This is a genomic window from Pedobacter sp. KBW01 (assembly GCF_003852395.1).
Lineage (GTDB): Bacteria > Bacteroidota > Bacteroidia > Sphingobacteriales > Sphingobacteriaceae > Pedobacter.
In genome coordinates, this window is sequence record NZ_QAJQ01000012.1 from 1 (window position 1) to 20,803 (window position 20,803).

20 protein-coding genes and 1 riboswitch are annotated in these 20,803 nt (G+C 39.9%); of the genes, 11 read left to right on the forward strand and 9 right to left on the reverse strand.

The window, feature by feature from the left end; all coding sequences use genetic code 11:
• Window positions 1–67 precede the first annotated feature (67 nt).
• Window positions 68–562: a hypothetical protein gene (locus DBR40_RS13270; protein ID WP_233603884.1), complete on the reverse strand. Its 495-nt coding sequence runs from the start codon at window positions 560–562 to the stop codon at window positions 68–70.
• A 123-nt stretch (window positions 563–685) separates the two neighbouring features.
• On the opposite strand from DBR40_RS13270, the gene DBR40_RS13275 reads away from it, so the two are divergent.
• Entirely contained in the window at window positions 686–1,801 is a 1,116-nt protein-coding gene (locus DBR40_RS13275) for a trans-sulfuration enzyme family protein (RefSeq protein ID WP_124560242.1), read from the forward strand.
• A 56-nt stretch (window positions 1,802–1,857) separates the two neighbouring features.
• On the opposite strand, the gene DBR40_RS13280 is transcribed toward DBR40_RS13275, so the two are convergent.
• Complete coding sequence (locus DBR40_RS13280) at window positions 1,858–2,865, reverse strand: hypothetical protein (protein ID WP_124560243.1); 1,008 nt, start codon at window positions 2,863–2,865, stop codon at window positions 1,858–1,860.
• Window positions 2,866–3,078: 213 nt separating this feature from the next.
• Window positions 3,079–3,189, forward strand: a riboswitch (SAM riboswitch).
• A 273-nt stretch (window positions 3,190–3,462) separates the two neighbouring features.
• Here DBR40_RS13280 and DBR40_RS13285 point away from each other — a divergent pair.
• From DBR40_RS13285 to DBR40_RS13295, 3 genes are all read left to right on the forward strand, one after another.
• The gene (locus DBR40_RS13285) at window positions 3,463–4,794 is read left to right on the forward strand and encodes an O-acetylhomoserine aminocarboxypropyltransferase/cysteine synthase family protein (RefSeq protein ID WP_124560244.1); all 1,332 of its coding nucleotides are present in this window, start codon (window positions 3,463–3,465) and stop codon (window positions 4,792–4,794) included.
• A 33-nt stretch (window positions 4,795–4,827) separates the two neighbouring features.
• Window positions 4,828–5,886 carry a homoserine O-acetyltransferase family protein gene (gene metX, locus DBR40_RS13290; RefSeq protein ID WP_124560245.1) on the forward strand — a complete coding sequence of 353 codons (1,059 nt, stop codon included), beginning with the start codon at window positions 4,828–4,830 and terminating at the stop codon, window positions 5,884–5,886.
• Between the two features lie 113 nt (window positions 5,887–5,999).
• Window positions 6,000–7,244 (forward strand): homoserine dehydrogenase, encoded by a 1,245-nt coding sequence (locus DBR40_RS13295; protein WP_124560246.1) that lies wholly within the window; start codon window positions 6,000–6,002, stop codon window positions 7,242–7,244.
• 210 nt (window positions 7,245–7,454) lie between these two features.
• Here the strand turns inward: DBR40_RS13295 and DBR40_RS13300 are convergent, their stop codons facing one another.
• Both DBR40_RS13300 and DBR40_RS13305 read right to left on the reverse strand, forming a co-directional pair.
• The gene (locus DBR40_RS13300; RefSeq protein WP_124560247.1) at window positions 7,455–7,907 is read right to left on the reverse strand and encodes a hypothetical protein; all 453 of its coding nucleotides are present in this window, start codon (window positions 7,905–7,907) and stop codon (window positions 7,455–7,457) included.
• 29 nt (window positions 7,908–7,936) lie between these two features.
• The gene (locus tag DBR40_RS13305) at window positions 7,937–8,707 is read right to left on the reverse strand and encodes a queuosine precursor transporter (RefSeq protein ID WP_124560248.1); all 771 of its coding nucleotides are present in this window, start codon (window positions 8,705–8,707) and stop codon (window positions 7,937–7,939) included.
• 192 nt (window positions 8,708–8,899) lie between these two features.
• Here DBR40_RS13305 and DBR40_RS13310 point away from each other — a divergent pair, with 192 nt between their 5' ends.
• Entirely contained in the window at window positions 8,900–10,126 is a 1,227-nt protein-coding gene (locus DBR40_RS13310; RefSeq protein WP_124560249.1) for a multidrug effflux MFS transporter, read from the forward strand.
• A gap of 275 nt (window positions 10,127–10,401) precedes the next feature.
• Here DBR40_RS13310 and DBR40_RS13315 read toward each other — a convergent pair whose 3' ends face one another.
• Together DBR40_RS13315 and DBR40_RS13320 are read right to left on the reverse strand one after the other, a co-directional pair.
• Window positions 10,402–11,091 carry a PepSY-associated TM helix domain-containing protein gene (locus DBR40_RS13315; protein ID WP_199748340.1) on the reverse strand — a complete coding sequence of 230 codons (690 nt, stop codon included), beginning with the start codon at window positions 11,089–11,091 and terminating at the stop codon, window positions 10,402–10,404.
• Window positions 11,057–12,589, reverse strand: a complete 1,533-nt coding sequence (locus DBR40_RS13320; protein ID WP_124560250.1) for a DUF2271 domain-containing protein — start codon at window positions 12,587–12,589, stop codon at window positions 11,057–11,059. Before DBR40_RS13320 ends, DBR40_RS13315 begins: the two co-directional genes overlap by 35 nt.
• A 258-nt stretch (window positions 12,590–12,847) precedes the next feature.
• On the opposite strand from DBR40_RS13320, the gene DBR40_RS13325 reads away from it, so the two are divergent.
• From DBR40_RS13325 to DBR40_RS13350, 6 genes are all read left to right on the forward strand, one after another.
• The gene (locus tag DBR40_RS13325) at window positions 12,848–13,993 is read left to right on the forward strand and encodes a methionine aminotransferase (protein ID WP_124560251.1); all 1,146 of its coding nucleotides are present in this window, start codon (window positions 12,848–12,850) and stop codon (window positions 13,991–13,993) included.
• A gap of 21 nt (window positions 13,994–14,014) precedes the next feature.
• Window positions 14,015–14,833: a nitrilase family protein gene (locus tag DBR40_RS13330; protein ID WP_199748341.1), complete on the forward strand. Its 819-nt coding sequence runs from the start codon at window positions 14,015–14,017 to the stop codon at window positions 14,831–14,833.
• 184 nt (window positions 14,834–15,017) lie between these two features.
• Complete coding sequence (locus DBR40_RS13335) at window positions 15,018–16,052, forward strand: N(4)-(beta-N-acetylglucosaminyl)-L-asparaginase (protein WP_124560252.1); 1,035 nt, start codon at window positions 15,018–15,020, stop codon at window positions 16,050–16,052.
• A gap of 37 nt (window positions 16,053–16,089) precedes the next feature.
• Window positions 16,090–16,968, forward strand: coding sequence for a YegJ family protein (locus tag DBR40_RS13340; RefSeq protein WP_124560253.1), 879 nt, complete (start codon window positions 16,090–16,092; stop codon window positions 16,966–16,968).
• Between the two features lie 18 nt (window positions 16,969–16,986).
• Window positions 16,987–17,751, forward strand: a complete 765-nt coding sequence (locus DBR40_RS13345) for a copper homeostasis protein CutC (protein WP_124560254.1) — start codon at window positions 16,987–16,989, stop codon at window positions 17,749–17,751.
• Between the two features lie 46 nt (window positions 17,752–17,797).
• Window positions 17,798–18,331, forward strand: coding sequence for a hypothetical protein (locus DBR40_RS13350; RefSeq protein ID WP_124560255.1), 534 nt, complete (start codon window positions 17,798–17,800; stop codon window positions 18,329–18,331).
• 189 nt (window positions 18,332–18,520) lie between these two features.
• Here DBR40_RS13350 and DBR40_RS13355 read toward each other — a convergent pair whose 3' ends face one another.
• From DBR40_RS13355 to DBR40_RS13365, 3 genes are all read right to left on the reverse strand, one after another.
• Window positions 18,521–18,913 (reverse strand): DUF983 domain-containing protein, encoded by a 393-nt coding sequence (locus DBR40_RS13355; protein WP_124560256.1) that lies wholly within the window; start codon window positions 18,911–18,913, stop codon window positions 18,521–18,523.
• 161 nt (window positions 18,914–19,074) lie between these two features.
• On the reverse strand, window positions 19,075–19,662 hold the full coding sequence (locus tag DBR40_RS13360; protein WP_124560257.1) for a Crp/Fnr family transcriptional regulator: 588 nt from the start codon (window positions 19,660–19,662) through the stop codon (window positions 19,075–19,077).
• 18 nt (window positions 19,663–19,680) lie between these two features.
• Complete coding sequence (locus DBR40_RS13365; protein WP_124560258.1) at window positions 19,681–20,667, reverse strand: D-alanine--D-alanine ligase; 987 nt, start codon at window positions 20,665–20,667, stop codon at window positions 19,681–19,683.
• Window positions 20,668–20,803 lie beyond the last annotated feature (136 nt).

The window sequence follows — 20,803 nt, forward strand, 5'->3', positions numbered from 1 at the left end:
CCTGGCACACAACAAAAAAGCACCTCTTTTCAGAAGTGCTTTCGGGTATGTTTTTCAATGCTAAATATTATCGTGCAGCTGGTACAAACGTTAAAATGATGTTTGCTGTTCTGCCACCAAATTCAATTGGCGATTTTAATACCATTTGGGTGCTCGAAAGTTCGGTTAATACTAAACGGTAACCTTCAGTTACGTTTTTAGCTTTATCACCTTCGTAGATTTTTTTAAACTGGAAAGTCTGATCTTTTGGTGCTGCCGACCAGAAAATAGTCTGCATTACCGATCCGCACGCGCTTGATGCCGGTAAAGTGTACGATCCGTTACCGCTGTTGGTTAATTTCCAGGTACTGCCCTGAAAGCATTTGTACGATTTCTCGCCGAATAAACCTTGCACGGCACCATCAGGTAAACCTTCTAAAGCTACATTGCTTACTACCCAGTCGCGCACTACTGTACCTCTGCTACCGGTAACACCTGCGGTTACCCTTTTTGCAGTATTGCAGCTTTGTAACATTACTAAAGTAGAACATGCGATTGCGATAGCTATAAATAATCTTTTCATTTTAGTTTAATTTAAATTCTGTCAAAGTTGTTACATAAATCTTGCCAAAACAATTACGAAGTTTAAATTAGCTGCAAAATATTAAATTGCAATCTGATATTATTTCGATCAACCCCTATTATCATGAAACCCGAAACCCTTGCTATTCACGCATCTAATCTCGTTAACAGTGCTACAGGCGATGTTACTCCTCCCATTAATCTGTCTACAACTTTTTTTCGCGATGAGCATGGCGGGTACCCTGGAGGCCATATGTATAGCCGGGTAAGCAATCCAAACCGGTCTGCTTTAGAAAACACTTTAGCCAAATTAGAATACGGTGAAGATGCAGCTGCTTTCTCATCGGGCAATACTTCGGGTATGGCCTTGTTTCAGGCGTTAAAAGCAGGGAGCCATATTATTGCACCCGATGATATGTATTGGGGCTTTAAAAAACAATTACTTACCATTTTCGCCGATATACTTGAATTTGATTTCGTCGACCAAACAGACCTGGATCTGGTTAAAGCCTCTGTTAAGCCTAACACCAAACTCATTTGGTCTGAAACACCTTCCAATCCCTTGTTAAAAGTTACGGATATAAGTGCAATAACTAAAATTGCAAAGGCAGCCAATATAACTTTTGCCTGCGACAGTACTTTCGCCTCTCCTATTTTACAAAACCCGATTTTGCTCGGGGCTGATATTGTAATGCACAGCAGTACCAAATACCTGGGTGGCCACAGCGATGTATTAGGTGGCGTTTTGATTACAGCGAAAAAGGATGGACTGTGGGATAAAATTAAGAATGTGCAGCAAACCGGTGGTGCCGTTCCATCGCCTTTTGATTGCTATCTGTTAACGCGCAGTATTAAAACCCTGGCATACCGCATGAAAGGTCACTGCGAGAATGGTAAAAAAGTAGCTAAATATTTAAATCAGCACCCGAAGGTAGAAGCTGTTTTTTATCCGGGATTGGAAACGCATCCCCAACATGAAATTGCTAAAAGCCAAATGAAAGATTTTGGTGGTATGATGTCGTTCCTGGTAAAAGGTGGTGTAGAGGCAGCAAGTAAAGCGGTTAATAAAGTGCAGTTGTTTGCGCAGGCTACCAGCTTAGGCGGCGTTGAAAGTTTGATTGAACACCGCTACTCGATTGAAGGACCGGATAGTAAAACACCTAAAAACCTGTTGCGCATTTCGGTTGGGTTGGAACATGCAGATGATATTATTGCTGATTTGGAGCAGGCTTTAAACTAGCATTTAACCCTATAAGGTTTCTAAAACCTTATAGGGTTATCTATAGGACTTAAAAACTATTTCGGGTTACAAACCGTAGTTAATTTAAGCGAATAATTGGCTTCTAAAGGCTCATTGGTTTGCGCTAAACGTTGTGAACCCGTATTGGCCGGACAAGCAATATCGCCTGCGGCATCGTAAACCAATTTGTTGCCGTTGGCCAATAACTCTTTAGGTACATAAATCTGCACTTTAGTAATTGAATAGCCCGAAGGAAAATAGCGAACATAATAACCATCAGGATGTTTGGTCCAGATGCCGCTGGGCACATCGCTTCTTGGAGGTGCCATACCTGCTACAATTGCATATTTCTCCATATCAGCATAGGTGTAATTGCCTGATGCCACCAACTGCCTGATATTGTTTTCGGCTTCAAACACAGCTTTTAAGCCTGATGGCAACTGATCTTTAGCTTTCTCCATTACATCAAAAGGTAAAATGCCCAAAGCACCACCTTCTAACTGGGTAAGTTGCTTAGGTGTAAGTAACTTAATGGCAGTAAGTTTAACCTGGCCGCTGTAATCGGCAAATTTTGTGCGGGCAATAATGGTCCACAATAAAACCTGAATATCGTGCTGTTCTACTTCGGGGTGCTTTTCGGCACTCTTTAATATCGATACTACAATTTCTTCTTTGGGTCCTAAAACCGGAGCAAACATGTAGCCATCGCCTTTTGAAGGGGCAAAGGTTCCGGCTTTAAGGCAATAGCTTTTATTGGTCATTTCGTAAAAACCTTCGCAAAGCACATAACCGCCCTCCGGATTTTTAGGTAATAAATATAAAGGCTGAAATTTCTCCTTCGATTTAAAATCGGGCATCATCTCGCCTTCGCGATTCACATCTTCAAAACTGGTGGTAATGGCAGCAGGCTGTTTCAGGAATTTATCAACCCCTAAGGCTTTAGCACCCTGTGCTGTACCCACTTTTAGTAGTTTATCTTTTAAGCCACCAAACTGGGCATTAACGTTATTTAAGCAGGCAACAGTAAATAGTATTGCCAAACCATAGAATTTTACATTTTTCATGATGATTAGATTTAGATAGGTAACACAAACTTAAAGTTTTAACCATTAACTTTATATTAAAATATTTAAGGAGCCTTAATTATTTAAAATTAGCACCCTCATTCACAGTAGCTTGCTTTAAATTCAAAATTTTATTTTGTGGATTAAAATTAAATTCAGACATTTGGAATATTATTTGGCAATAAGCTAAGTAAAAGTCAATCTTCAGAGGTTGATTTATAAAGAAGTGGCGAGAGACTGGCTCCATGACCCACTGGCAACCCTCAGAAAGAGAAGGTGCCAATTCCTGACTGGCTAACACGGTGTTATCTGGTGATATAAATTTTAACTGATGAAAACATTAAATCTTCAATCGCTAAGCGAACCTGGTTCAAACCTTAAAAAAGTAGAAGATCTTTCTATGTCTTTTATGTGTTGCAATATGCAGGCGATTACTTGTATGTGCTGTTGCATACAGTAATTTAAAAATCTTCCCTTTTTGTGTTTTTCAAACTGGAAGGTCCCGCTAAAACGGGATACGCCCACACAGCTTTAACCTTTAGGTTAATCTGATCCCTACAGATTATTCAACATTTAAAAATTTAAGCATTAAAGATTATGTCAACTTCATATAAATTCGAAACTTTACAAATACACGCAGGTCAGGAAATCGATCCAACTACAGGCTCAAGGGCTGTTCCTATTTATCAAACCACTTCATACGGTTTTAAAAATGCTGAGCATGGAGCCAATTTATTTGCTTTAAAAGAGTTCGGTAATATCTATACCAGGATCATGAACCCAACCAGCGATGTTTTCGAAAAACGCATTGCAGCTTTAGAAGGTGGCGTAGCAGCATTAGCAGTAGCATCTGGTCAGGCAGCACAATTTATTGCCTTAAATAATATCCTGGAGGCTGGCGACAGCATTGTTTCTTCATCTCATGTTTACGGCGGTACTTATAATCAGTTTAAAGTAGCGTTTAAGCGTTTGGGTATTCATGTTGATTTTGCTAACCCGGATGTGCCAGAAGAATTTGAAGCTAAAATTACCGATAAAACAAAAGCTATTTATTTAGAGACTATCGGTAACCCGGCATTTAGTGTGCCCGATTTTGAAAAAATTGCGGCTATTGCCAAAAAATATGATCTTCCTTTAGTTGTTGATAATACTTTCGGTGCTGCAGGTTACCTGTTTAAACCATTAGAACATGGCGCTAACGTAGTGGTACAATCGGCTACCAAATGGATTGGCGGACATGGAACCAGCATTGGTGGTGTAATTGTTGATGGCGGAAATTATAACTGGGGAAATGGTAAGTTTCCACAATTTAGTCAACCATCAGAAGGCTACCATGGTTTGGTTTTTAGCGATGTTTTCGGTGTCGACGGTCCTTTTGGCAATATTCAGTTTATTATTCGTGCCCGTGTAGAAGGTTTAAGGGATTTAGGTCCGGCTATTGCGCCGTTCAACTCTTTCCTGTTATTGCAAGGTCTCGAAACTTTATCGCTTCGTGTACAACGCCATGTAGATAATGCTTTAGAATTGGCTACCTGGTTAGAAAATCACCCGGCAGTTAAAGAAGTGGCTTATCCTGGTTTGGCCAGCAGTAAATACAATAATTTGGCAAAGAAATATTTAAGCAATGGCTTTGGAGCAGTTTTATCTTTCGAGTTAAACGGCAGCAAAGAAAGAGCAACCCAATTAATCGATAATTTAAAACTGATTTCGCACCTCGCAAACGTGGGCGATGCCAAAACGCTGATTATCCAGCCATCGGCTACCACACACCAGCAATTAAGCGATAGCGAACAACTGGCTGCAGGTGTTAAACCGAACTCGCTTCGCGTATCAGTTGGTATCGAGCATATCGACGACATTAAGGCCGATTTTGAGCAGGCTTTTGCAGCAATTGGCTTATCAGTAAGTGCAGCCAGTTTACAAGCCTAATCCTTTTTTTATTACCATCAGCATTATTTTAGCATGAGCACAGCATCAACATATCAATATAACAAACAATTTAAGCTCGAAAGCGGAAAAAAAATCCGTAACCTGCAAATCGCTTATCAAACATATGGCAAATTAAACGCAAAGAAAGATAACGTAATATGGGTTTGCCATGCGCTTACTGCCAATGCCGATGTTTTTGAATGGTGGGAAGGTTTGTTTGGGCAAAACGCTTTATTCAATCCAAACGATCATTATATTATTTGTGCTAATGTTTTAGGCTCTAATTATGGTACAACCAATCCTTTAAGTACCAATCCGGTTAACAGCCTGCCTTATTACTTGTCGTTTCCGCAGTTTACCATCCGCGATTTTGTATCAGCACACCAGCTTTTAGCGGCGCATTTACAAATCGATACCATTAAACTATTAATTGGTGGCTCGTTAGGTGGACAACAAGCTGTTGAATGGAGCATTATTGAGCCGAATAAAATTGAGAACCTGATTTTAGTGGCTACTAATGCCGTGCATTCGCCCTGGGGAATTGCCTTTAACGAAAGTCAGCGACTAGCCATTACTACCGACCGTACTTTTTATGCCAATAAGCCTGATGGAGGCATTAAAGGTTTGAAAGCAGCCAGAAGCATTGCACTTTTAAGCTATCGTACTTACAATGCCTATGGCAGCACACAGGTAGAAAGTGTAAACGATAAAACTGATAATTTCAGGGCTTCGTCTTATCAGAATTATCAGGGAGAGAAATTAACCAATCGCTTTAACGCATACAGTTATTATTATTTAACCAAAGCAATGGATAGCCACAATGTTGGCCGCAACCGCAAAAGCATAGCTGATGCCTTAAAGCTGGTTAAAGCAAACACACTGGTAATTGGAATCGAAAACGACTTTTTATTCCCGATTTCAGAACAGAGATACCTGGCCGATCACATTACAGGTGCTGAATTTGCCACCATCCATTCTGAATATGGTCATGACGGGTTCTTAATCGAAACCAATACTTTAACCAATATTATCGGAACTTTTATTAAAGAGAGCCGCGATAAGAAAATAATCAAATTACAGCATACTGCATAGAAAGAGTAAAAGCAGAAAGACTTAAGCGTAAAGCTAAATAATAAAGACAAAAACAAATATAAGAACAATAGGATCGGTTAAAATCCGGTTATCTGTATAATCACAAAATAAAAATGAGTAAGAATTTAAAAATCGGTTTATTTGGTTTCGGAGTTGTAGGACAAGGTTTGCTGGACATTATCCAGAGCCAGAACCTGAATCTGGAAATCATTAAAATCGCGATAAAAGATCCAAAGAAGAAACGTACGCTCAATAAAGATTTGTTTACTACCGATCGTAACGAAATACTGAATAATACCGAAATCAATACAATTGTAGAATTGATTAACGATGCAGATGCTGCATACGAAATTGTAACTACCGCCTTAAAAAATGGCAAAAATGTAGTTTCGGCCAATAAAAAAATGATTGCTACCCACTTAAAAGAGCTGGTAGATTTACAGGCAGAACACGGTACTTCCCTATTGTATGAAGGTGCAGTGTGTGGTAGTATTCCAATTATCCGTAACTTGGAAGAATATTACGATAACGAATTGTTCCATGCATTAAGTGGCATTTTTAACGGATCGTCCAATTACATTCTGTCGAAAATATTTAACGAAAACCAGAGCTACGATTCGGCATTGAAAGAAGCTCAGGACTTAGGTTTTGCCGAAACCGATCCTATTTTGGATGTGGGAGGTTACGATCCGAAATATAAACTGGCTATTGCTACGGCCCATGCTTATGGTTTATTTGTAAACCCCGATATCATCCTGAACATTGGTATCCAAAACCTTTCGCAGTACGATATTAAATATGCACGCGAGAAAAATTTTAAAATCAAACTGGTACCAACAGCCCGTAAGGTAAATACCAAAGATGTGGTAACTTATGTTTTGCCTAAACTAGTAGCTAAGGATGATTTCTTGTATAATGTAGAAAACGAGTATAATGCTGTAGCAGTACAGGCTGCTTTTGCCGATAAACAGTTTTTCTATGGTAAAGGTGCAGGTGGCCATCCAACCGGTGCAGCTGTATTGTCGGATATTGCCGCATTACGCTACGATTACCGTTATGAGTATAAAAAGTACCACTCAGAAAACGGTGTAAAACATACTGAAGAAATTTTACTGGAAGTGTATTTACGCTACGCAGATGAAGATCTGATTACCTTACTGGAATTTGATAACATTAGCGAACGTTATGCTGCCGATAGTTATAAATATGTGGTTGGAACAGTTAAGCTGGAAAGCCTGATCAAGAACCGCGAATTGCTTTTAGATCAATCTGTTTTTGTGGCCTATACCGGCCGGCAGATTTACAAGCAGGAGCTGCTGAGTGAAAATGTTTTTGCCGAAGAACTGGCAGCCCTTTAAACTTAGAAACTGTTTAAATTTCTGTGAAATATCTAATGGGCGTTGTCTCCACCGCCCATTAGGATTCGCTAGAGGTGGGTGTCCTCACCCACCTGATAGACCTGTGAATTATTTATTCATTTTTAAACAGCTTCTTAATTTTTAAGGTTAATTTTTTTATTTGTTTTGTTGTTAAGCATAAAGGCCGGAGCGAGTCCGGCCTTTTGTGTTTTATTTTACTTTAACATACTTTTCAATAATCACCCGGTCCACCCCTTCTCCTTCTACCTTTTCTACGCCTTGTTGGGTTAAAGTATCTTTATTGATGCTGAGTTTGAAATTAAAAGTCTTTCCTTCCCAGTTTTTGTTTTTATAATATTCGAGGTGTTCGGTATAATTATCTTTATCCAGTACAAAAGTTCCGCCTCCGGCATCAAAATCAGCAGTATCTTTAGGGTTAACACTGTGTTTTAAAAATGCAAAATGGGTATTGTTAAACATTTTGATCATTTTCAGTTTACCGGTATAATCCGTTACCTCACTTTTGCCATGCTGCGAGGTAGTAGCCGAAACCAACTGCCAGGTGCCTTCAATATTCAGCGACTGATCTTTTTGTTTTTCTGCCGAACTATTGCAAGCCGCAAGTGAGAGCACAGCAAGGCCCATTAAATAATTTAATTTCATAAGTATTTATATTTGGTTAGTTTTTATTGTTATCCTCTGCCTGCCATCTTCATTAACTTATGCGCCAAATCTTTGCCTAAATAGCCGTCAATAATCCGGTGTACCAGATACAGAATCGGGGTCATTAAAATGGCTACAATAAATTTGTAGGTATAGCCCACTAAGCCTATGGCAAAAACCATTTTCCAGGTGTAGTGGTATTGTGGATTAAGGTAAAATGCAATAAAAATTACCACAAAGCTATCTACAAACTGAGAAATGAGTGTTGAACCCGTAGCCCTTAACCACAAGGCCCGCTCTCCCGTAATTTTCTTAATGCGGTGAAAAATGAGCACATCAACCATCTGGCCTATAATAAAGGCGGTTATTGAGCCGACAATAATCCACATGCCTTGCCCAAAAATACCCGCGAAGGCATTGTTCATGTTCAGGTCTTCCCCATTAATATTTTGATGCACCCAAAAATCGGCTGCGCTTAAATGCATAGATCCCCAAACCACGATAAAAGCAAAGGCTATTAAAATAGAAGTGAGAATAGATAAAAACCTTACCTGTTTTACCCCGAAATACTCGTTTATAATATCTGTCATGATGAAGATAATGGGCCAGGTTAGTACCCCTGCCGACATTACGAACGAAAGATGTGGCACACCTAATAGGTTGATGTCGAACTTCTTCATGCCAATGGTTTCTTCTACACTGAATAATTTAACACCAATAAACTCTGATAATATAGCATTGGCCACAAAAAAACTACCCAGAACAAGTAGTAAACGGCTTTCTTTCGTTTTAAAAGTCATAGGCAATAAATCTAAATATAATCTATCAAATTACAGCGCAGATTATGCTTTTTAACAGGAACCTTACGTTCAGTTCCGGGCTAATTTATTCATTTTAACCGCCAACTGTAATTTTTACAATCGCTCGACCCGCAAATTTAGGTTAGCAAATTAAATCTCCCAATCTTTGCGCCTCCGAAAAACTAACAGATCATGGCTAAGAAACAACACTTCTATTTAATACTTATTTTAGGTTCACTTGCTGCCCTTGGTCCTTTTTCTATTGATATGTATCTGCCTGGTTTTGTAGATATTGCCAAAGATTTAAAAAGCACCGAATCTGTAGTTTCACTATCCTTATCCAGCTTTTTTATCGGAATTTCGGCTGGTCAGCTTTTATATGGACCGCTGTTGGATAAATATGGCCGAAAAAAGCCATTGTATTTTGGTCTGGGACTTTATATACTCTCTTCATTTTTATGTTTAGCCGTAACTGATGTAAACCAACTCATTGTTTTACGCTTTGTACAAGCCATCGGAAGCTGTGCCACTGCTGTAGCTTCAGTTGCTATGGTGCGCGATTTGTTTTCAGTAGAAGAAAGCCCTAAGGTATTTGCTTCGTTAATGTTGGTGATTGCCGTTTCGCCTATGCTGGCTCCTACTGCCGGTGGTTATTTAATTTCGGCACTGGGCTGGAAATATGTTTTCGTATTTTTAGGTTTCATGGCAGTTTTAATGCTTTTGGCCTCTATTTTCAAGCTGCCTGAAAGCTATAAGCCCGATCCAAATTATTCGTTAAAGCCGAAGCCTATATTAACCAGCTTTTACACCGTATTACGAGAACCTCAGTTCTATACTTATGCCTTAATCAGCGCTATTACCTTTTCTGGCTTGTTTGCCTATGTATCGTCATCGCCAACCGTGTTTATGAAAATTTACGAAGTAAGTAAAACAGGTTACGGCTGGATATTCGCGCTGCTATCGGTTTCATTTATTGGTTCGAGTCAGGTGAATAGTTTAATATTAAAATGGTTCAGCAGTAAAAAGATTGTAACCTGGGCGTTAGTTGCCCAGTGTATATTTAGTCTTGTATTCTTAATTTTTGCCTTAAATAACTGGCTCAGTTTATACAGTACTATTGGTTTTATCGCTTTGTTTCTGGCCTGCTTAGGACTTATTAACCCCAACGCAGCAGCATTATCGCTGGCCCCGTTTTCTAAAAATGCCGGTAGTGCATCGGCTTTAATGGGAGCATTACAAATGGGTTTGGGTGCGCTGGCTTCGGTAATGGTAAGTTTGTTTAGCGAACATTCGGTTGTGCCTATGCCTTTGGTAATGACAGCAGCAGCGTTTATCGCGCTATTTTGTTTGTTAATTGGCCGCAGGTTTATTGTTAGTGAAGTAGAAGCAAGCGCTGATGCGGCTGTAGTGGCGCATTAAGTTTTTAAGCACTTTATTTCCCGCTGATTTCGCAGAAAAGGCACTCAGATTAGTAATTAAATCAATATGATCTGCGGTAAAATCATTTATATCTGCGGGAAAAACATAGGCGTTTAGTATTAGATCTTATTTTTTCTAACAATAAGGGGCTAAACTAGTTAGATTTCTCGACTTCGTTCGAAATGACGGTTAAGACTGATGACACCACGATTTTCTTTCAGCATTTTTTATAAATAAACACGGCTTTGTGTTTCTTCTGTCTTTGTGGTAAACAATTATGGCACTAAAAACTTATAAATCAAATAACAAGCAATCGTTCCTGCTGCAGCGATAATAAAACCACTCAAACGTTTCTTTTTAATAAAACAAATCAGAATAATCCCTGAAATAGAAACCAGTGTCATCAATACAGCCGAGATATCAATAATCCACGACCAGGCTTTGCCAGAATCCCTGCCTTTATGCAAATCGTTTATTACCGCAACAACACCCATCCGCGTAACAGCAAGTTCGTATTTACCTGTTTCACGATCGATAAAAGCATCTGCTACATAACCAGGCCCATTAAAAGTTAAGCTTAACTCCTGTTCTTCAATCCTAAAATCGCCCAAAGCACCTTTTACCTCATGTTTATTCCGCAGGAATTCTACTAATTGCAATTTATTAATTTTTGATGTATCGGCTACCTTAATCCATTTGAGGTTAACTGTTCCCGAATCTTTGGTAACCACTTCTTTGCCTGGGGTAAACCAATCGGCATGGTTTAAAGTTAAACCCGAAACGGCAAAGAATAAAAGGATGGTAAAACTCACCATCGAAAGGTAAATGTGCAGCCATCGCGATAATCCGGCTAAACGCTTTTTACCCTTACCTTTGCCACTCTCTTTTTTTACTGCCATTTTACCTAAACCTGCCGGTACGGCAATTAAACTACTTTTTTGCGGTTCCGATTTTTCTGTATTCAAGTGATGCTGATGCTAATTCCGGATTGGGGGTTAATTCTAATTTTTGTGCTGAGCCGGCAAATTTCATTTCTTTCGAAATAAGCTGATAGGTACCGTGCTCACGAGCCACTTCGATATAAACGGTGTATTTGCCTTCTTTTACCAATTGTCCGCTATCATTTTTACCGTCCCAAACTAAGCTATACTTACCCGGGCCGCGAGTTGCAGAACTGGTTGAACTCAATTTGCCTTCGGCACCTTTTTTAAATTCATCGCCGTTTGATCTCGTCCACGATTTTAAGTCTGGTAACCAGCGGGGTTTATTGTACCAGATGGCCAGGTTGCGAACAGGGTTTTTTGCTGCATCTTCTACCCAAACCGCTACAAAAGGACGGCGTACCCTACGACCATCAGCCGATTCGATACTGGCAATTTCGAGATTAACCAGCAATTCAAATTTGGTATTCCAAAGTTTATCGGCACGGTTAGCCTTTGGGCTGGTAACAGTCTTTTTCTCTTCTACAAGCTCGTATTTATTCCAGTTTTTACTCTTAACCTCATTGCCGTCTTTAGTAACCAATAAATAGGCGATATCATTGTTGCCCGAAGTTAGTTGCGCAATTTCATTTAGGGTAAGTACGTTAAAGGCTGTTGCCAGCGCACCGGCCTCACTTGCATTGGTTGCGATAACTGTAGCACTGATAATCTCTGATACAGGCTTTCCGCTACGTGGATCAACGATATGCGAATACCATTTGCCACCTATGCTAAAACCCCTGTGGTAGTTACCACTGGTTGCTACAGCCATATTGGCTACTTTTACCGTAGTTAAAGCGGCTTCGTTTTCGGCAGATGCCTTAGGGTTTGTAATTTCAATGTTTTCGGTTTGGCTACCTTTAATCACCATATCGCCACCAATATTAACCACCACATTTTCAATCCCTGGCGCCTGCATAGCGGCTTCTGCAGCCTTATTGATGATATAGCTTTTGGCAAACGAGTTTAAAGCAAGTGGTGCATGATTCAGGCGCGTAACGGTTTTATTTTGTGCATCAAGACTGTAGTGCTTTTGTTTAACCAGGCTCACTGCATCCTGTAATACCGCTTCAGTGGGTAAACGATTGGCTTCAGCAGCCTTTTTCCATACCCTGCTAATCACTTCTGCCGAAGCATCGATGGCGCCATTGGTTACCGTTTTATAATGTTCGAACTGCTGTAATACCTCAAATAATTCGGGCGAAATTTTAACGGTTTGCTGTCTATTATTCATCCATTTGCTAAATTCACTATCAGCTTTATAAGCACTTAAAATATGATCTAAACGATCAATTTCATTCAGGGCACGTGCTTCTGCGAGGTTGGCATCAGCTTGAGTGGCCGCTTTAAATTTTAGCTCTAACGATGTTCCCAGTACATTTTCATAATTGGATACAAAAGTACGCAAGGGTTTAACCGGCGTAATAAAAGAAGAAGCTGTAACCACCAACAGAAAGGCTGTGGCCAGGTGTTTAAATTTCATATTCAAGTTAATTTGAGATTGCCTTACAAAGGAAATGGTTTAATTTGGAATAATTATAAATAAGCTTAAATTATATTGGAAATGATACGTTTTGACCCACTGCTTTTTGAATCATCACCAAAGCCAACACCATTTGCATTGACACGATATTAAACTCAGGGTTTAATCTGATATAAACTTTAATTGATGCCCCTGACCTATCGTTTTTAAGGGCTTTGCTATAGGCTTTAAGCTTTTTTTCCTATTTTCGCTTATAAGATGCTGAATATACAATCTAAACTTCCTGGCGTAAGTACCACCATTTTTACGGTGATGAGCAAGCTTGCGGCAGAACACAATGCCATTAATCTATCGCAGGGTTTTCCGGATTATGCATGCGATCCAAATCTGGTTGAACTGGTGACTAAGGCTATGCAGGATGGTTTTAACCAATATGCACCCATGCCTGGTTTGCCCGTTTTAAAAGAAACCATTGCTGCTAAAGTAGAAAACCTTTATAAAGTAAAATATAATCCTGATACCGAAATTACAGTAACGGCCGGAGGTACTCAGGCTATTTTTACTGCGCTGGCCGCTATCATCAGTGCTGGAGATGAGGTAATTATATTTGAACCAGCCTACGATAGTTACGCACCAACCATTAAACTGCTTGGCGGACTGGTTAAGACCTACGAACTTGCCCCTCCCGATTATGCCATAGACTGGGATATGGTGAAGAAGCTTTTTACGTCAAGAACCCGGATGATCATCTTAAATTCGCCACAAAACCCAACAGGCAGCATTTTATCAGCTGATGACATGAAAGCCCTGATTAAACTGGTTACTGGTACAGATATTTTGATTTTGAGTGATGAAGTGTACGAGCATTTAATTTACGATGAGCAAAAGCACCAAAGTGTAATGTTATATCCCGAATTAAAGCAGCGGAGCTTCATTGTGGCCTCTTTCGGCAAGCTTTTACATGCTACAGGCTGGAAGCTCGGCTATTGCCTAGCACCCGAAAAACTAACCAAAGAATTCAGGAAGGTACACCAATTTAATGTTTTCAGCGTTAATAGTCCCATGCAACAAGCTATTGCCACTTATTTGCAAACACCTACCAATTACACCGGAATCGCTGCCTTTTTTCAGGAGAAACGTGATTATTTCAGAAGTCTGCTGGCCGAAAGCAGGTTAGAACTACTACCCTGTAACGGATCGTATTTTCAGTGCGTTAGCTACCGGAACATCAGCGATGAAAAAGATACCGATTTTAGTATGCGGCTGATTAAAGAATTTGGTGTGGCCACAATACCTGTTTCTGCATTTTACCAGAAAGGTACCGACCACAAGATTATCAGGTTCTGTTTTGCCAAAGAGCACGAAACACTGGCTTTAGCTGCAGAGAAATTAAAGAATATTTAACGGCACCAAACTCATATAGAAATGGAAGCACCTGTTTACACTCAAATAGAAAACCTGAAAGTAACTGTTTTTCAGGCTTATCTTTTTTGGGAAAACATCGATAAGAACCTCTTAAACCTTGCTCTTCGCCTCTCGATGGGTGTACGGGAAAAAACAGATTTAATTATCCTGCCCGAAATGTTTAACACCGGTTTTAGCATGAACTCCGAAGCCTTAGCCGAAGAAATGGGTGGTAAAACCATGCAGTGGATGCACAAAATGGCCGATTTATATAATTGTGTGGTTACCGGCAGCATCATTATAAAAGAAAATAACCAATATTACAACCGCTTAATCTGGATGGAACCAGATGGAAAGCACCAGCATTACGATAAGCGCCATTTGTTTGGCATGGGCGATGAAGACGAACATTTTAGCCCCGGTAAGCAAAAACTGGTGGTTGAACTGAAAGGCTGGAAAATCAGATTAGCCATTTGCTACGACCTCCGTTTCCCGGTATGGTTGCGTAATGTAGATCAGGAATACGATATTTTACTGCTGGTAGCTAACTGGCCTGATAAACGTTCGGCGCACTGGAAAGCCTTAATTCCGGCACGTGCTATAGAAAACCAAAGTTATGTTATTGCTGTAAACCGCGTGGGGCATGATGGTAACCAGATTTACCACAGTGGCTTATCAATGTGTTTAGATCCTTATGGCAATACCGTTTATTACAAACCAGAAGACGAAGATCTCTATACCTTTAGTATCAATTACGAAGAATTGGTTAAAATAAGGCGACAGTTTCCTTTTCTTAAAGATGCAGATAGGTTTACAATTAACCAAAGGCCAAGCGAATAACCAATGATCAAATTGCAATTTTCAAACTACAACCTCCAGTTAACCAGTTAAACGATTTATACAATTAACCAAAAGTTAGAGAATAACCAATAATCAAATTACAATTTACAAAGTGTAACTACCGATTAACCAGTTAACCGATTTATACACTTAACCAAATAAAACAACAAACCATCCAACATACATGTTTAACCGCCGTAAATTTATAAAAGCCTCTGCCCTTTCTGCCGGGTTACTGGCTATTGACAAAAGCAGCATAGCAGCTGTAGTTCCAGAGAGAAGCCAAAAAGCAGCTAATTTCCCTATTGTAATTTCGACCTGGGATTTTGGGATTGCGGCCAATGCCGATGCCTGGAAAGTACTTTCTACAGGCGGCCGGGCGCTTGATGCTGTTGAGCAAGGTGTTTGGGTGCCTGAGGCTGACGAAAAAAATCAGTCGGTGGGTTATGGTGGTTTACCCGATCGTGATGGTCGTGTAACGCTCGATGCCTGTATTATGGATGAGCAAGGCAATTGCGGTGCAGTTTTAGCACTCGAGTACATTAAACATCCCATTTCGGTAGCCCGTAAAGTAATGGAAAAAACGCCTCACGTAATGTTGGCGGGCGATGGAGCACTTCAGTTTGCATTAGAACAAGGCTTTAAAAAAGAAAACCTGCTTACCCCTGCAAGCGAAAAAGCATGGAAGGAATGGTTAAAAACAGCCAAGTATGCGCCGGTAATGAATATTGAAAATAAGCTTTACCAAAAAGCTGCCCCTCAAAAATTACCCGGAAACCAATATAACCACGATACCATTGGTATGCTGGCTATCGATGCCAAAGGCAATATTTCTGGCGCCTGTACTACCAGTGGCATGGCTTATAAACTTCATGGCCGCATTGGCGATAGCCCTATTATTGGTGCTGGTTTATATGTAGATAATGAAATCGGTGGCGCAACCTCTACCGGCGTTGGCGAAGAAGTAGTGAGAAATGTAGGCTCGTTTTTGGTGGTAGAACTCATGCGACAAGGTTATAGCCCCGAAGCAGCTTGTAAAGAAGCCGTAATGCGTATCATTAAAAAGAAACCTGAGACTGCTAAAAATATCCAGGTTGGTTTCTTAGCCATTAACAAAAAAGGCGAATATGGTGCTTATGCCATTCAGCAGGGTTTCAGCTATGCGGTTTGTAATGCCGAAAAGCAAGATCTTTTAATTAAAGGCAAAAGCTACTACTAATTGCCATATTCATAGCTCACATCTAAATAAAACTCCAATGGGACTATTAGCAAAGATTTTCGGTAAAAAGAACGTTGCCGAACGTAAAGGCGAGCCAGATATGGTTATTATTCCCGAGGATAATGAAAAAATGGATTGGGCCATTGAAAAAGCAGTGCTCACCCTTTGGTATTTTGAAGCCAGCCTGAAAAACCCATTGCCACATCAGAATTACTTTTCAGTGAAAGTGATGATTATTGATGGAGATAACGGAGAACATATCTGGTTAACCGATCCTCATTTTGATGATGAAGGGAATTTATTTGGTACTGTCGGAAATGCTCCTGTTAATGTTCATAACATAAAACTGAACCAAAAAATCGGAATTAAACGCGAGCTGATATCTGATTGGATGATTATCGAAGACGGTCGTTTAATTGGCGGTTACACCATCAGGGCTATCCGCGATAACATTCCGGATAAAGATAAAATGGCATTCGATCAGCAAATTAATTTATATATCGATGAGGGGGTTGATCATTTCAAAACAAACCTGGAAACACCCGAAGGTGCAATTCTATCCTTAGAAAAAGCTTATAACTACAAGGATATCAATGCAGCAATGGATTGTAAAGATTTTCTTGAAGAAGCCACCACAATGCTTTCAGGCATGGATATGGATATCAACAAAGCATTAATCGCAGAAACTGCCGAATTATTAAAACTGTCTTTCATCAAAAATATAGAAGAAAACGGTTTTCCTGATTTTTCAGCTATCCAGAATGCTTTCCCCGAACGTAAAAAGATCGATGAAACGCACTGGGTAATTACCGAAGTGTGCTGGCATCCCGACGGTGGTAAATCCGTTCAACTATTAAATACCTATAAATCGCCTAAAGGTTGGGTAGTACTTGGCCCAAAAGGACCCAAAGCATAACATTAAACAAAGCACAACATGCATAATAAAGAAATAGTTGGTGGATTAGAAGTATGTGCCAATTCTTATACCTCTGCCCTGGCAGCACAAAAAGGTGGTGCCATCAGGGTTGAATTTTGCGATAATCTGGCCGAAGGCGGTACTACCCCAAGCTACGGACAAATAGCGCTTGCTAAAAAAAATCTCACTATTGCCATTTGGCCGATCATCCGTCCAAGGGGTGGCGATTTCTTATACTCAGATATAGAGTTTGAGTTGATGAAGGAAGATATAATTGCCTGTAAATCTTTAAAATGTGAAGGGGTAGTTATTGGTATACTTCATGCTGATGGTAGCATTGATAAAGCCAGATGTGCCGAACTGATTGCACTTGCACAGCCTATGGGCGTGGCTTTTCACCGGGCTTTTGATATGAGTAATAACATGGTTCAGGCCTTAGAAGACCTCGTTGAGCTCAAAGTTCAACGGGTTTTAACCTCAGGTGGTGCACCAAACGCCCCACTAGGTATCGAAAAACTGGCGCAGCTCGTTAAACAAGCTAATGGCCGCATTGCAATTATGCCAGGCGCGGGCATAAATGAGGGCAACATACAGGAACTGATTACCAAAACAGGTGCTAAAGAATTTCATGCTTCAGCAAAGGGGTTTGTGGCCAGTAAAATGGAGTATAGAAATACTGAAGCCAAAATGGGCAGTATCGAAGATGAATACCGTTACGAGTTAACCTCCGAAGAGAAAGTTAAAGGACTGACAGAAATTATCAGAAAGAATTTAAATAAATAGTATTCAGTTAATTAGTATATTTAAGTAACCATTAACTATACTAATTATGATCAAAAAACTAGTCCCCCTCTTTGCGGTGGCTTTACTTTTGGCGGCATGCCAGAGTAAGGAAGCAAAAACAACTAACACGGTAGCTACCGATACCACAAAGTACCCTTACACGCCTAAAAAAGTGCATAATTGGGAAATGAACCCTGAACCAGGCAACATGGTTGCTGCCATGAGCGCATTAAAAGGTTTTGCATCGTTGGATACAGCAGCTGTTAAACCTTTTCTTGGCGATAGCATCTGGCTTATGGTCGATAACTACAGCTTTAAAGGCACCAGAAGTCAGTTTTTAGGTGAAGCACAACACGAAATAGACCGGTTTAAGCATATCCAGATCGATATGGAAGATATGGAATCGGTAATCAGCAAAGATAAATCAGAAGAATGGGTGAGCTTGTGGTACAAACAGATTTCGACCATGAAAGATGGTAAAACAGATACCGTAAATTGCTTCAACGATTTTAAAATGAAAGACGGTAAAGTGGTGGGCTGGTCTGAATATGTACAGCACCCAATGAAGGGCAAACCTTGATGATGAGACATTGCGTTTCGAGATGCTCAAGGTGACGATTTTAATAGATTATCCGTCATTTCGAGCGGAGTCGAGAAATCTCTTTATAGTTAAGCCCTTCAAGAGGCTCAGTATGGCAAACTTTAATTTGCTATAATTTAAGAAGTCAGATGTTTCCATCTGACTTCCCTTCCTATATCTTGCCGCCGATTAATCGCCGCTTCCAGGTACGTAATGCAGGCCTGGTGTTAAATAGTGCAACAAAATTACCCTCGAATAGCGGTAATTGATGGGAGACAAAAGTAGCACACCGCTTAATATCAAGGCAACATAATACCAAAGGTTTTCATAAACCAATGGTAAACCCAAAATGTAGGAGGCCACTCCTATGGTAATGATCTCAGCAACATTCATGGCGTAACTCACAAACATGGCCACATAAAAGAAGCCAGGTTCGCGCTCGAATTTTAAATTGCAATGCGGACAGTTAATATTTGTTTTCTGAAGTCTGAACGAATAAGCATTTCCTGTAAAAATATCGCCTTTGCGGCAACGTGGACATTTACATTGTAAAAAGGATTGAAATTTTGATAACTCAGCCATAATATTCTGATTTGATACTACAAAGTTAGGCTTTAATATTCCACTAAATTATGATCTGTGTCATATTGATCGTTCATTGGTCATTAGTTTATTGCTTAGTAAATAGCACAACCAAAACAGCAAGAACTTTAAGGCCAACATTCTTTACTCCGCTTTGGAGCTTATTTTACCCTTTTTACTATTTTTCCTTTAACAGTTTTAATGAAACCTTTTTCAGCTAGCATTTTTACACCACGGATTACCGTTTCTACCCGTAAACCAGTCATATCGGCCAGTTCCTGGCGGGTTACCTTTAAATGTTCGCCTTCAGCAATATCCTGTAGTAAATAATTGATGATGGTGAGTAAACGGTGATCGGCTTTTTCATTGGCCAGTTCTTCGAGCATCATCGATTTATAAAATAAGCGGTGACTTAGCGTCTGGATCAGGTTCATGCTAAAATCAGGCTCATGCTTAATCAGACAGAAAAAGTCATCCTTATTTACGGCTATAAGCTGCGAATCTTTATTGGTAACGGTATAGGCCAGATAAGGTTTGTTAATAAGCAATGCTGGCTCTCCAAAATGTTGACCAGCTTTAAAAACGCCCTGAATAAACTCCTTGCCCTCATCGCTCACAGTTACCATGCGCACCTCTCCTGATTTAATGAAATACACATACCTGGGCTGCATGCCGGGCTCGTAAATCACCAAATCTTTAGCGTAAGCTTTTACCTTTAAACCGCTGTCAATAAGCTTCTGGATATTCATTTTTCAGTTAATTTTAAACTAGCCTAAGGTTTCTTTCATTAACCGGGTGTAAAACTCTTTCAGTGTAATGCCCATTGCTGCTACCTGTTGTGGAATAAAGCTGGTAGCGGTTTGACCGGGAATGGTATTAATTTCAATAAAATAAAACTTGCCGGTTTCGTGCTCCAGGAAATAATCTACCCGTACCACGCCCCTGCAGTTTAACTTTTTATATACATCAGTTACAACCTGTTGTACCCTAACCAGTTCTTCTTCATTCATGTTGCCTGGCGTAATCTCTTCGGTGGCACCAGGTGTGTATTTAGCCTCAAAATCGAAAAACTCATTCTGAGGAATAACTTCGGTAGTAGGCAAAACAATAATCTTTCCTTCGGCACCAAAAATACCGATCGAAAACTCACGGCCACTAACAAATTCTTCTATCAGGATTTGGCTATCTTCTTTAAACGCTTTTTCAATTGCCTCTTCCAGGTCATCAGCATGTTTAACCTTGGTCATACCAATGCTGCTACCACCACTGTTGGGTTTAACAAAATACGGAAGCCTTAAATCCTGCTTAATCTGATTTACATTGTAATTGCCTCCTTTAAAGATCTGCACCGATTTAGCGGTATATAAATGATCTATCCCCTCAACAATTGCTTTGGTATAGCCTTTATTCATGGTAATAGATGAAGTCAAAGCATCGCAGGTAGTGTAAGGAATGCCAATCATATCGAAATAGCCCTGCAACTTACCATCTTCACCCGGCGAACCGTGTATGGCAATAAATACACCGTCGAACTTTATTTTTCTTCCCTCTAAGGTTAACGAAAAATCGTTCTTATCAATTTCAATTTTTACCGAATCGGCAGGCTCGTAGAACCAGCCCTTTTCGTTCAGCATAATTTTATAAACATCGTATAATTCGGGGTCGATATGTTGCGCAATAGTTGCCGCACTTTTTACCGAAACTACCCATTCGCCTGTGGTACCGCCTGTTAACAATGCTATCGTTTTTTTCATGTCTGAAATCCTGTTATAAATAGAAATTGAATATAAATATATCCTCAAAAATATAAATATCTTTGTTCTTTAGTTAATTTTGAACCATAGAATATACAATAAATAAAATCAATATAATTTGGACGGATAATTGCTT

Coding starts and splice junctions, on each gene's coding strand:
- DBR40_RS13270 (WP_233603884.1), bottom strand. CDS start 562: ATGAAAAGATTATTTATAGCTATCGCAATCGCATGTTCTACTTTAGTA.
- DBR40_RS13275 (WP_124560242.1), top strand. CDS start 686: ATGAAACCCGAAACCCTTGCTATTCACGCATCTAATCTCGTTAACAGT.
- DBR40_RS13280 (WP_124560243.1), bottom strand. CDS start 2,865: ATGAAAAATGTAAAATTCTATGGTTTGGCAATACTATTTACTGTTGCC.
- DBR40_RS13285 (WP_124560244.1), top strand. CDS start 3,463: ATGTCAACTTCATATAAATTCGAAACTTTACAAATACACGCAGGTCAG.
- metX (WP_124560245.1), top strand. CDS start 4,828: ATGAGCACAGCATCAACATATCAATATAACAAACAATTTAAGCTCGAA.
- DBR40_RS13295 (WP_124560246.1), top strand. CDS start 6,000: ATGAGTAAGAATTTAAAAATCGGTTTATTTGGTTTCGGAGTTGTAGGA.
- DBR40_RS13300 (WP_124560247.1), bottom strand. CDS start 7,907: ATGAAATTAAATTATTTAATGGGCCTTGCTGTGCTCTCACTTGCGGCT.
- DBR40_RS13305 (WP_124560248.1), bottom strand. CDS start 8,707: ATGACTTTTAAAACGAAAGAAAGCCGTTTACTACTTGTTCTGGGTAGT.
- DBR40_RS13310 (WP_124560249.1), top strand. CDS start 8,900: ATGGCTAAGAAACAACACTTCTATTTAATACTTATTTTAGGTTCACTT.
- DBR40_RS13320 (WP_124560250.1), bottom strand. CDS start 12,589: ATGAAATTTAAACACCTGGCCACAGCCTTTCTGTTGGTGGTTACAGCT.
- DBR40_RS13325 (WP_124560251.1), top strand. CDS start 12,848: ATGCTGAATATACAATCTAAACTTCCTGGCGTAAGTACCACCATTTTT.
- DBR40_RS13330 (WP_199748341.1), top strand. CDS start 14,015: ATGGAAGCACCTGTTTACACTCAAATAGAAAACCTGAAAGTAACTGTT.
- DBR40_RS13335 (WP_124560252.1), top strand. CDS start 15,018: ATGTTTAACCGCCGTAAATTTATAAAAGCCTCTGCCCTTTCTGCCGGG.
- DBR40_RS13340 (WP_124560253.1), top strand. CDS start 16,090: ATGGGACTATTAGCAAAGATTTTCGGTAAAAAGAACGTTGCCGAACGT.
- DBR40_RS13345 (WP_124560254.1), top strand. CDS start 16,987: ATGCATAATAAAGAAATAGTTGGTGGATTAGAAGTATGTGCCAATTCT.
- DBR40_RS13350 (WP_124560255.1), top strand. CDS start 17,798: ATGATCAAAAAACTAGTCCCCCTCTTTGCGGTGGCTTTACTTTTGGCG.
- DBR40_RS13355 (WP_124560256.1), bottom strand. CDS start 18,913: ATGGCTGAGTTATCAAAATTTCAATCCTTTTTACAATGTAAATGTCCA.
- DBR40_RS13360 (WP_124560257.1), bottom strand. CDS start 19,662: ATGAATATCCAGAAGCTTATTGACAGCGGTTTAAAGGTAAAAGCTTAC.
- DBR40_RS13365 (WP_124560258.1), bottom strand. CDS start 20,667: ATGAAAAAAACGATAGCATTGTTAACAGGCGGTACCACAGGCGAATGG.